The following is an 11,843-nucleotide window of genomic DNA, read 5'->3' as shown; positions in this document are numbered from 1 at the left end:
CCGGTCATCAGAATCACCTCGGTCCCGGGACGGCGCTCCTTTATCTCCGAATAGACCTCGTAGCCGGTCTTCTTGGGCATCATGATGTCGGTGACGACCACGTCCCAGGCGGGCCCCTCGGTGGCCTTGCGCACCGCCTCCTCGCCGTCCACGGCGGTCTCCGTGAAGAAGCCCTCCTTGGCGAGGTATTCGGCCAGAAGCTCGCGGATGGTGGGCTCGTCGTCGGCGACCAGGACGCGGTAACGCCGGGGGAGGGGGCAGACCTCCCCCGCGGCGTAGGCCTTCTCCACTTCGCTGGTGAAGTCCACCATGGCGACCTCGCCGTCCACCTCGGTGACGCGGTAGCCGGTGCCGTGGGCCAGCTCGGTGAAGCGGTCGGTGATGCCGCTGATGCGTCGGGCCTCCCGGAGCGCGATGGCGAGCTTCTCCCGCACCAGCCCCATGTCCGGCGAATCGGACTCCAGCGACCGATCGGCCATGGAGCAGGCGGAGATGATGCTCTCCAGGGGGTTGTTCACCTCGTGGGTCACGCCGACGGCGGCCTCGGCCAGGGTCTTCTGCTTCTCGGCGACGATGAGCCGGGCCTCCAGCAGGAGGTACTCGCGCAGGTCCTTGGAAATCCCCTCGGTGCCGATGAACGACCCGTCGGAATCGTAGAGGACGTTGGCGGAGAGGAGGATGGGAATCTCCTCGCCGGACTTGGCCCGGGCGGTGGTCTGGAAATCGGCGACGGAGCCCTCGTCGCGCAGGACGTGCTTGATGTGATCGCGGTCGGGCGCCTTGGCGTATAGCTCTCCGGCGTGGCGCCCGAGAATCTCCTCGGCCGTGTAGCCCAGAATCTCCTCGGCGGCGTGGTTGAAAAGGACGATGCGGCCGTGCGAGTCGGTGGCGACGATGATGTCGGCGGAGTTGGCGATGAGGTTCTGCAGGTAGCGGCTGGTGGCGGCCAGCTCCGACTGAAGCCGGTCGGCGGCGATGAGCCCGGCGGCCATGTTGGCGAAAAGCTCCAGGACCTTCAGAGAATCCCGGGTGGGGCGCCGGCCGTCGAAGGGGTCGTCCACCGAGAGCGTGCCGACCAGCCGCCCCCGGGGGCCGTGCAGCGGGACGAAGAGGAGGTCCTTGGGGTGCCAGTTGACGTACTCGTCCCCGGAGAGGCTGCCCGCGATGCCGACGTCGCGCCCGAACCGGTGGTCTGGAGCTGCGCGCTGGCCCGCAGGAGCGACCGCAGCCGGGCCGCGGACTGCCGGTAGTCCTCGATCCGGCGGTGCAGACGGCCCAGCGTCTCCAGCGCCATGCGCCGCAGCGGACCCGCGTCGGCCAGAACCTGGTTCAGCTTTTCCCGCAGTTCCTCGTAACGCAAAGCGGCTCCCCTGGTCACCCGCCGGCGGCGCGCCACCATGGTAAGTGTAGCACCGACCGGGAAATCCGACAACCCTCACCGGGCCAGGCTCCGCAGGGAACGAATGAGCTCCCGGCAGTGGTCCTCGTCCCGGCCCGTCTTCTCCAGAATCATGGCGACGTGCTCCAGGCGCACGTCCCGGACCAGCGCCCGGAACGGCTCCAGCCCGATCTTCCCCTCGCCCAGGTACGCGTGGCGGTCGGTGTGCGACCCAAGCTCCTTCACCGAATCGTTCAGGTGAAAGCAGCCCAGCCGGTCCAGGCCGACGACGCGGTCGAATGCGTCCAGCACCGAAGCGACCTTATCCGGGGTGGAGAGGTCGTAACCGGCGCCCCACAGATGGGCCGTATCCAGGCAGACGCCCGCCGGGACAAGGGACTTAAGCCCCTTGCCTTCTCTATCCAGGCCGTCCAGGAGGAAGGCCAGCTCCTCGAAGGTCGTCCCCAGGCAGGTCCCCGAGCCCTCAGAGTATTCCAGGAGCAGCACCGGCGCGCCAGCGGGATTTTTTCCCATCACCCGCGCGAGCCCGGCCCCGATTTTTTTCAGGCCCGCCTCGCGCCCGGTCCCCAGGTGCTTGCCCGGGTGGAGGACCAGGTAGTCGGCGCCGATGGCCGTGGCCTTGGCGAACTCCGCCGCCAGCGCCGCGAGGCTGTGCGCGTAAACGTCGGCCTTGGGGCCGCCGAGGTTGATGAGGTACCCGGTGTGGACCACGACGGGGCCCTGCCCCAGCTCCGCCCTCCGCTCGCGGAACCGGGCGGTCTTGGCCGGGTCCCACCCGGAGTAGCTCCAGCTCGAGGGCGAGTCCACGAAGACCTGGTAGGTGTCCGCGCCCACCCGCCGGGCGAGCTCGGGCACCGCGTCTATCCCCTTCCCCACCGAGAGGTGCATCCCGAAGCGCACGGCCCACCTTTGATCGAGGGAGCGGTCATTTTATCCCAAAACGCCCCGGAGGTCATCCGGCGTTTTTAAGGGCCACCTCGCCGCCCCCGGTCGGTTATACTTGGGGTGGATACACATCTTAAAAACCTCCGGTCCGCGACCGGAAAACCGGGATTTTCGCCATGTACCTCTGCCGGAAGTGTGGCGCCGAGTTCATAGACCCCCTGGGCGGACGCTGCCCGATGTGCGGCGTTCGGGTGAAGCCGAGCTGGGAGGAGAAGCAGGCGGGCGAGGCCAGCCTGCCCCCCGGGATGGGGGAAGTCAAGCCCGCGCCCGAATCCGAGTCCGTGACCATGGAGTTCTCCGAGCCGGAACCGGCGGTCACTATCACCAGGTCCTACCGCGCGCCCGAGACCGAGCAGCCGGTGGATCGATTCCCGGACACGGGGGTCTACGGCCCTCCCAAGGATTACGGCGGTCCGGCCCCGTCGTTGGGGGGAAGCCCGCGCCGCGGCATGAAGGGCGTCATCGTCATGGCCGTCCTTATGATGGTTCTCACGAGCGTCGTCGGAGTGGTCATCTTCCTTCTGTCGGGCGAGTGCGACATGGAGGAGGCGGTCGGCGGGTTCACCCAGGGAGTGGACAAGGCGGTGAGCGACCTGGAGCCGCTCTGGCGCGACCGGTCGGCGGAGATGCGCGAGGCGGGGTACGAGCCGGTGGCCGGGCTCCCGCCGGACCTCTGGCCCGTGGCGGACTCGACCCTCTGGTTCGTGGGGGATGACACATTAATCTACTACGAGGCGGTGAAAGACCAGGAGCTCAAGGAGCTGACGCTGCCCGGGGGCGCGAGCCCCATCGGCGACATCCACCCGACGCCGGACGGAACGGGCATCGTCGCCGTCCTGCGCACCGCGGACGGTCTCGGCGTATACCGGCTCACCACGGGCGGGGAGGCGGAGCTGCTCCTCGACGGCGAAGCGCTTTTCAACCGGCTGATGGGCGCGCACTCCGGCGATGAAGGGTACGTCCGCGACTTGAGCCGGGCGCGGTCGTCGGGCGAGCTCCTGCGCCAGCCTCGGCTCGACGAGGCGGCCGAGACCCTCTACGTGGCCGCCGGGCCCCCCGGAAAATACGAGCTGTGGACCGCGGACCTGGGCGCCGGGACCGTCGAGCCCCTGGAAACCTACAACGCCAACACCATCCCCTGCCTGGTTTCCGGCGGCGTGCTCTACTACCAGCACCAGGCGAAGGAGCCCGGCGAATCCGCCCTGGTCTACGCCCGGACGCTGGCCACCGGAACCTACGAGTTCATCATGACCGCGGGCAACGCGGGGGGGATAATTTCTTTCGACCTCGGGGAGGACGGGACCCTCGCCTACCTCGGCCGGGATTACCAGGACACGCCGGTGGTGTTCTACCAGCGGCCCGGGGAGAATTTCAGCGAGAACTGCAAGGTTCCGGGGGACGCACCGGAGAGCGTGGCGGTGGGCCCCGGCGGGGTCATCGTCGCCGCCGGAGCCTACGAGGACCGGGACAACGTCATCTTTTTAAACCTGGACGACCTCGACGGGAAGGACATGCCGCAGATTCGGTATTGGACGGGAATTTCCGACATCCGTTCGACCTGCCTCGGTCCGCCGCTGACGGCGCCCTAGGCCCACACCGACCCCCGCGCGACCGTAACCGCGTGACCCCTCACCCGCCCTCGGGAGGAGCATGGCTTCCGCACCCAACCTGGAGGATCTCGTCCGGCGCGACTACGCGAGCCTCGTGGAGGAGGAGCGGCTGGACACGGAGCAAGGCGTAGCCGAGCTGATTCTGGCCCAGTCCATCGAGGGCCACGCCCACACCGGCGCCGGGGCGTTCCACAAGCGCCGCTACCCCGACCTGACGACCCACCGCATCGTGGGGCTGTTGGGCTGGAACGTGACCGACTGCCGCCGGGCCCGGCAGGCCCTGATTGACGAAATCGCCGACTGGGTGGAAGCCGCCGTCGGGGGTAGCCCGAGGAAAAGGCTGGTGGACGCGGCCGGCCATCCCCTCCTGCGGGTGCCCTGGCTCGCCGGGATCGAGGTGGAGCCGCGCGAGGTGCTCCGGGGGATGTACATCGGCGGGCTGCGCGACGACGAGGCGGTGCGGGCCCGCGCCGAGAAGACCCACGGCGTCGAAATCGGCGGCGGAAGGTGCTTCGTCGTGGATACCCGCGTGATGAAGGAGCTGGGCGAGGACCCGGACCGGCTGGCCCACGAGGCCCACGACGAGGCCCGGCTCGAAAAGTTCCGCCGGGCGGGGTTGATAGCCGACGCGGGGAAACGCACCGTCGCGGACGTGGACGACGGCCCCTACGAGTACAACTACATCCGCTACCGCGTGGGGCCGGGGCACTCCGACGACGCGGCCATCATCGGGGCGGGGCTGCTTTTCGGCACGAGCACGGCCCTGGGCGCCTGGCTGGCCGACGCCGTGGACACCCTGGAGAAATTTTCCTCGCGCTTCTCCGACCAGGACGACGAGCTGGCGGCGACGGTGGGCGAGCGGGTTCCCGAGGCGAAGGTGTCCGAGGCGGACCTGGAGCTCTACGTCGTCCTCTGCGCCATCGCCCCGGGGAAGGAGGAGAAGATGCCCGACTCGAGCACCCGCCACCTCCTGTCGGTCTACCCCAAGACGGGGAAAAGCCTCCTGCGCGCCCACCTGGACTTTCTCGAAGGCCTGCGCGGCCCGACCCAGCCGATGAGCCACGGCCAGACCACCACCCACGACTTCTACGCCTACCTGGTCCGTCGGTTGTCGGAGCTCCAGCGCAAGCCGTCCACCCTCCCCCGACGCGCGGCGGAGGAGCTCATGTCCACGGGGTTCGCCGTGGTGGGGCCCGGCGCCGGGCTGGCGGAAATGGCGGTGCTCTTCGCCGATCCCGAGGTGGAGCTCCTGGTGGTCTGCGGTGAGGACGGCGCGCCGAGGGGCGTCGTCCGGGCGGCGGACGTGCTGCGCCTCGTAGGCGGCTCCAGGCCCGCGCCGTGATTCCCCGGGCAATAGGAATGAATTCGAGCGGGCCCGCGGGCCCGTTTTTTTTGTACCGATTCCGGGCCGGAGCGAAGGCTGCCTGTCCCCTCCCCCCTTTGGGGGGAGGGCTAGGGAGAGGGGCGGGTTCGCCTACGGGCCCCCCCCCCCGGAACTCGCCTACGGGCTAGGGAGAGGGGTGGAACGGCGGGGATAGGAATCCCCGCCCTACATTTAGAACCGTGCAATGCCCCGTAGGGGCGACCGTCCACGGTCGCCCGCGGGCGGGCGAGACACCCGCCCCTACGTCTCCCTCTCCCTGCGGGAGCGGCGCGCCGACGGGTCGGGGGTGAGGGCTGCCGCAATCTCCCTCCCCCCTCTGGGGGGAGGGCTAGGGAGGGGGGTGGAACTCGCCTACGGGCGAGGGAGAGGGGTGGAACGGCGGGGATAGGAATCCCCGCCCTACATTTAAGCTCACGACGGGTGTGGACAACCGCCCCTACGTCATCCGAGCCCGGGACAAGGATAAAAGAAGGCGAACGCACGGAGTCCCCGTCCCCCAATCCGGCGCGCGGCGGACGACCCGGCGGGCCGTCGCGACGTCGAGATGCGGTGAGCCATTCTCACATCCAACCGCAATCTGCTGCGGCAAACTGGAGCCCGCCGGCCCCTTTCGACCAATCCTCAATTAACGGATTCCAGCCACGCCCGCGTCCGCGCCGCGCGCGTTTAGGGCACGGTCCTTGCTTTTTCCGTATGAATGAGTGGATTAGGGTGACATCACCGAAACGATTACCCGACTCCGATGAAACACCGGCATTCCCGACCCTTCCCTTGGGAACCCCTAATCTGCGAGGTACAGTCATGTTTACGCGGGCAATCGGCTGCTTTCTGCTCTTCATCTGCTTCTCGGCAGGCGCGATGACCATCAACTCAGGCTCCGATGCGGCCTTCGAGAGCGTCACTCCCCGGCCCAGGGGGGATCCGTGGTGGGACGACGCCTGGAACCACCGTGCGCGGGTCTTCATAGACAACCATTACAGCAACGAGCTCCTCATTAATTTCCCCATCCCGTTGACCGTGGTGTACCGAGGCAGCATGCAGACGGACTTCGACGACATCCGCTTCACCGATATGGACGGCAATCCGCTCCTGTACTGGATCGAAGACCTCAAGCAGTCATCCTCCGCCGAGTTCTGGATCCGGGTGCCGGAGATCCCCAACGCCACAAACATCTACATATACTACGGCAACCACGACGCGTCATCGGAGAGCAACGTTGATGGGTATGCCGAGCTCTACGAGCCCTTCGACGACGACCCGACACGCTCCGGCGGCTGGAGCGTTTACCGCCACGCCGGGGAGAGCTACCTCGAGGGATGCTGGGACCCGGCGGACGAGGTCTTCTACCTCACCCGGCAGGAGTGCGACCTGGGGACGGCCATTTTCGCCGACCTCGACATGACCCGGCTCAACGGGTGGGTCCTCACCTTCGATTACCTCGTGGGAGGCGGAACGGGTGCCGAGGGCTTCTGCGCCATGTTTTACAAGGATGAGGCGCCCTACGCCGACGGCACCCCCTCGTGCGGCCGCGGCCTCGGCTTCACCACCGCGGACGGGGACGCAATCCCGGGCTACGGCATCGAGTTCGACGCCCACCCCGGCGAAGGTGACTCCAACAGGCGGCACGTGGCCCTCATCGAGGACAGCACCGACAACCGCCTCACGACCATCGAGGACGACCGGGTGTGCGACCGGATATGGCACCATGTGGAGCTCGTCAGACTCGGGGGAAAGCTCACCCTGAAACTGGACTCCGACATCCTCTTCTATGAGCACACCTTCAACACCCCGGACGGTGACGGGGACCACGGGGGGCTGGGATTCTGCGCCTCCACCGGCGACCTCACCAATGACCATATTATAGACAACGTGCTTTTACGCAAATGGACCAATCCGATGCCGTACAGCATGGTCGGAGACGAGGAAAGCCCGGATGTGACGATCATCGAGACCTCCTTCGGCCAGATCAAGGCGCTCTTCCAGTAGCCCCGAACTTTCCGGAAACAAAGAGGGCGGGTCACTCCCGCCCTTCGTGCATTCCCCGCTCGGTCCGGGAACCCCCTCCTTGCCGGGGGAGGCACGGCTGGGGTACAATGCGAGGGTCACGACCGACACCCAGCCATTCCCATGCCTCGACAGGAAGAATCGGTCCGGGAGCTGATTCAGCAGAAATTCACCTTCACGCCCGCTCTGCGGGCCAGGGTGGATCGGCTATTGCGCTGGATCTTCCTCACCTGCGCCGTCGTCGCCATCGCCAGCTTCATCGTCGAGTACGGCTTCTTCCCCTCCGACTTCCTCCGCCAGATCGTCCACATCGCCCAGGCGCTCATCATCCTCATCTTCTGCCTCATGCCCCTGGCCCAGCTCCTGTTCACGCACCAGAGGCTGACCTGGATCAAGGAGCACCTGGCCGAGCTCATCGTGGTGGCGGTTTACGTCGTCTACCTCCTCGTCAGCTCGCCCCAGTCCGGTGGAGACATCCCCAGCGTCTGGAGCGGCGGCGATACCGGAACCCCCGAGAGCTTACTGGGCGGCCAGCTCTTCATCGCCGCCAACCTCATCATCCGCTTCATCCGCGGCAACCGCACCCTGGTCGCCCTCGCCCAGCGGCCGGTCCGCTCCATCCTATTGACCTTCCTCGCGGTGATCGGGGTGGGCACCCTCCTGTTGTCGCTCCCCCGCGCCACGGTATCCGGCCAGATCCACCCCATAGACGCCCTCTTCACCGCCACCAGCGCCACCTGCGTCACGGGCCTGACCGTGGTGGACACCGGGAGCTACTTCACCCGCTTCGGCCAGTCCGTGATAATGGGGCTCATTCAGATCGGCGGCCTGGGCCTGATGAGCTTCACCGCCTTCTTCTCCACCATCCTGGGCATCCGGCTGGCCCGTAAGGAGATTGCCCTATACTCCCATGCCTACGAGGCCGACGCCCTATCCACCGTCCGACGACTCCTCGTGTACATGTTACTGGCCACCCTCCTGATCGAGCTCCTCGGATTCGGCCTTCTGTACAAGACCTGGGAGCCCAAGTACACCGACCAGAGCCAGCTCCTCTTCTCCTCGGCCTTCCACTCCATCGCCGCCTTCTGCAACGCCGGATTCTCCTTGAACGCCGACAACTTGGAGCCCCACGTCTCCTCAGTCGGCACTTCGATGATCATCTCCTCCCTCATCATCCTGGGCGGCCTGGGCTTCGTCGTGTTGATGAACCTGACCAGCCTGCGCCGACGGCACAAGAAAGGCCAGCCCCAGAGCCGCCTCAACCTGCAAACCAAGCTCGTCCTTGCCGTCACCGCAATCTTGATTCTCGTCGGCTGGATCGCCATCACGCCCCTGGAGTGGTCGAACTCCATGCAGGGCCTTGGCGTGGGCGAAAAAATCGCGGCCGGATACTTCCAGTCGGTCACCACCCGAACCGCCGGGTTCAACACCATCCCCACCGACGCCCTGCGCTCGGGGACGCTCTTCGTCATGGTAGTGCTGATGTTCATCGGCGCCAGCCCCGGCTCCACCGGCGGCGGCATCAAGACCAGCACCTTCGCCGTCATCATCCTTAATTTCTGGGCCAACCTGCGCGGCAAGAGTCGCGTCGAGGTCTTCAAGCGCGAGATTCCCTCCGGGGTGATCAAGCAGGCGCTGACCGTCCTGGTGGGCGGTCTCGCCTTCGTTGTCACGGGCTTTTTCATCCTGCTGCTTTTGGAGGACCAGCCGCCGCTGGACATACTCTTCGAGACGGTCTCCGCCTGGGGCACCGTCGGCCTCTCCGCGGGGATAACCGGGGATTTATCCTACGCCGGGCGAATCGTGATAATCCTGTTGATGTTCGCCGGTCGCGTGGGTCCGCTGTCCTTGGGCCTGGCTATCGGCAAGAAGCGCGGCGAAGCCCACTACTCCTACCCCGAGGGTCGGATTGGTATCGGGTAATTGAGGCGGAATTGAAAACCATCCACGAATTAAAAGAGGAGTTCGAGAAGAATTACGGCCTGTACGCCAACAACGAGTCGCAGACCCGCCAGAGCCTGATAGATGTAATGCTGGTCAATTTGGGCTGGGACGTCACCGACCCGAACATCGTCCGCGTCGAGCCGCCGGTGGAGACCGAGTCCGGCAAGAAGAAGGCCGACTACATCCTCTACGACGATCGCGGGCAACCGGCGGTGGTCATCGAGGCCAAGGCCCCCAAGGTGAAGGTCGCCCAGGACAAAAGCGCCATCTTTCAGGTCCTCCGCTACGGCTGGAACCTCGAAACCGTCTCCGTCGGCGTCCTCACCGATTTCGAGGAGTGGGAGGTCTACAACACCTCCACCAAGCCGTCCAAGGAGACCAACCGCTTCCGCATCCCCGACCTCTGCTGCACGTATAAAGAATACGCCGATAAATGGGATACCCTGGCCGGTTACTTCTCCCGCCAGGCCGTCCTGGACGGCAAGCTCCGCGCCTACGCCACCACCACCAAAGTCTCCCTGCCCCCCGACGAGGCCTTCCTCAAGGACCTCGAAAGCTATCGCCTGCTCATCGCCCAGGCCCTGGTCAAGAACGAGCGCCTGGCCCACGACTGGGACCTCTCCGAATACACCCAGCGCGTCCTCGACCGCCTCCTCCTCCTGCGCATCCTGGAAGACCGCGGCTACGGCGAGCGCGGCGGGTGGCTCTACCAGATCGCCGAGGCCAACGACCCGGGGCAACACCTCTCCGATCTGGTCTCCCGGCTGCAACCCACTTACAACAGCCGCTTCTTCGAGCGCCACCCCGTGGACGCGCTGCACCTGGAGCCGGACAAAATCCGCGCCGTGGTCAAGGAGCTGGCCGACCCCGATGCCGTGTACGACTTCTCCGCCATGCCCGTGGAAATCATCGGCAAGGCTTACGAAAAGTTCCTCGGCTCCCAGGTGCGCATCACCCCCGCCCGCCGGGTGAAGATCGAGCCCAAGCCCGAGGTGCGCAAGGCCGGCGGCGTTTACTACACCCCGCGCTACATCGTGGACTACATCGTCGAAAACACCCTCTCCCCGCTCTTCGAGGGCCGGTCGCCCTCCCAGGCCGCGAAAATTAAAATACTCGACCCCGCCTGCGGGTCCGGCTCCTTCCTGATTGGCGCCGCGCGCTGGCTCGAACGCTGGTACTCCGACAAGTACGGCCGCCCGCTGACCCACGAGGACCGCCGCACCATCGTTCTGCGGCATCTCCACGGCGTGGACATAGACGCCAACGCCGTCGAGGTCACGCAGCTATCGCTTTGCCTGTGGCTTTTGGAGAAGGCCCCGCTGCAGATGGACATGTCGCACGTGGCGCTCCTGCCAGATCTTTCCGGGAACGTCCGGTGCGGGAACTCGCTCATCGGGAGCGATTTCTACTCCGGCGACCAGAAGGACCTGTTCGAGGATGACGCGGTGCGGCGGAGGGTGAACGCCTTCGACTGGGACGGGCCGAATGGTTGGCCGGAGATAATGAAGCGGGGCGGCTTCGACGACGTCATCGGCAACCCGCCGTATGTTAGCTTTGGTCTAAGAGGAGTACAGAAGGTTGATAATACCTTTCAAAATTACATCAGATCATCGTTTCCGAATTCAGCGGAATATAAGTTAAGCACTTATGCTCTCTTCCTAGACCGTGCTGTACAAATAGCTAATGTGAGTGGTTATATTAGTTTCATATTACCTGACAGTTTCTTAATTGGTAGATATTTCTCGAAGCTCCGGAGATTTCTACTTAATACATGTTGTTTACTTGATTTCTCAATGTATAACTCTGATTTTTGGCCAAAGGCTACTATAGGTTTACCTACAATTATAGTAGCAAAAAGAGAAAAGGAAAATTCTCGTAGAAACAATAATCAAGTTAAAGCTAGGTTAGTAGAAACACCACCTAAAATTTCACCTGAATTTTCATACATGCAATCTTATTATGAAACTGTTGTTTATAATAGATTTAGGCTATTCTTTAATGAAAGCTCATATAAATTTGTTAAAAAAATTGAAACCACCGGTGTTCCTGCTTCAAGAATAATAAGCATTCATACAGGTGTTCGTTCAAAGATTGGCCAGAAAAGTATTATTGCATCTAATAGTAAAGGTGCATCTTGGAAACAAGGATTAATCTCTGGAAGAGAAATTGGACGCTACCAATTAGAATACGCTGGAAATTATCTCAATATAGATCCTAAATTCCTCTGGTCTGGTGGATGGGATAAAGATGTTGTTCAATCTGACAAAATTTTAATCCGTCAAACTGGAGATAGTCTTACTGCAACATTAGACTTAAATAACTTCTACCACTTGAACAACATCCATTCAGCAGTCCTTGTTGATTCCAGTTATGATATACGGTATTTGCTTGGTATATTTAATTCTAGACTCTTGAATCATTTTTATCATCTAATTTCACTAGAGCTCGGTAGAGCAATGGCTCAAACCGATATTGAAACGCTAGAAAAACTTCCCATCTATATAATTGATTTTAACAACAAAGAAGAAATAGCCAAGCACGACCGGATGGTCTCGCC

The 11,843-nt window shown here is 63.5% G+C and carries 8 protein-coding genes; 5 read left to right on the top strand and 3 right to left on the bottom strand.

The window, feature by feature from the left end:
- The 3 genes from NTW26_05495 to NTW26_05485 form a co-directional block, all read right to left on the bottom strand.
- Positions 1 to 1,061: PAS domain S-box protein (locus NTW26_05495; protein ID MCX7021718.1), on the bottom strand; the 1,061-nt coding region annotated here is incomplete at its 3' end.
- On the bottom strand, positions 1,016 to 1,360 hold the full coding sequence (locus NTW26_05490) for a hypothetical protein (GenBank protein ID MCX7021717.1): 345 nt from the start codon (positions 1,358 to 1,360) through the stop codon (positions 1,016 to 1,018). The genes NTW26_05495 and NTW26_05490, both read right to left, overlap by 46 nt.
- Before the next feature lie 75 nt (positions 1,361 to 1,435).
- Positions 1,436 to 2,299, bottom strand: a complete 864-nt coding sequence (locus NTW26_05485; GenBank protein MCX7021716.1) for a deoxyribonuclease IV — start codon at positions 2,297 to 2,299, stop codon at positions 1,436 to 1,438.
- A 161-nt stretch (positions 2,300 to 2,460) separates the two neighbouring features.
- Here NTW26_05485 and NTW26_05480 point away from each other — a divergent pair, with 161 nt between their 5' ends.
- The 5 genes from NTW26_05480 to NTW26_05460 all read left to right on the top strand — a co-directional run.
- Positions 2,461 to 3,933, top strand: coding sequence for a hypothetical protein (locus tag NTW26_05480; GenBank protein ID MCX7021715.1), 1,473 nt, complete (start codon positions 2,461 to 2,463; stop codon positions 3,931 to 3,933).
- 61 nt (positions 3,934 to 3,994) lie between these two features.
- On the top strand, positions 3,995 to 5,296 hold the full coding sequence (locus NTW26_05475; GenBank protein MCX7021714.1) for a CBS domain-containing protein: 1,302 nt from the start codon (positions 3,995 to 3,997) through the stop codon (positions 5,294 to 5,296).
- 843 nt (positions 5,297 to 6,139) lie between these two features.
- Positions 6,140 to 7,324, top strand: coding sequence for a DUF2341 domain-containing protein (locus tag NTW26_05470; protein MCX7021713.1), 1,185 nt, complete (start codon positions 6,140 to 6,142; stop codon positions 7,322 to 7,324).
- 141 nt (positions 7,325 to 7,465) lie between these two features.
- On the top strand, positions 7,466 to 9,265 hold the full coding sequence (locus NTW26_05465; protein ID MCX7021712.1) for a TrkH family potassium uptake protein: 1,800 nt from the start codon (positions 7,466 to 7,468) through the stop codon (positions 9,263 to 9,265).
- Positions 9,266 to 9,276: 11 nt separating this feature from the next.
- A partial coding sequence (locus NTW26_05460; GenBank protein ID MCX7021711.1) for a type I restriction enzyme HsdR N-terminal domain-containing protein occupies positions 9,277 to 11,843 on the top strand: 2,567 nt, incomplete at its 3' end.

This window comes from bacterium (genome assembly GCA_026398675.1).
Classification (GTDB): Bacteria; RBG-13-66-14; RBG-13-66-14; order RBG-13-66-14; family RBG-13-66-14; genus RBG-13-66-14.
The sequence above is the reverse complement of the archived record's forward strand: the minus strand, read 5'-3'. Positions and strand labels throughout refer to the sequence as shown.

What these genes read in the sequence shown, in the direction of transcription:
- NTW26_05475 (MCX7021714.1), top strand. Translation starts at nt 3,995, where the DNA reads ATGGCTTCCGCACCCAACCTGGAGGATCTCGTCCGGCGCGACTACGCG.
- NTW26_05465 (MCX7021712.1), top strand. Translation starts at nt 7,466, where the DNA reads ATGCCTCGACAGGAAGAATCGGTCCGGGAGCTGATTCAGCAGAAATTC.
- NTW26_05470 (MCX7021713.1), top strand. Translation starts at nt 6,140, where the DNA reads ATGTTTACGCGGGCAATCGGCTGCTTTCTGCTCTTCATCTGCTTCTCG.
- NTW26_05480 (MCX7021715.1), top strand. Translation starts at nt 2,461, where the DNA reads ATGTACCTCTGCCGGAAGTGTGGCGCCGAGTTCATAGACCCCCTGGGC.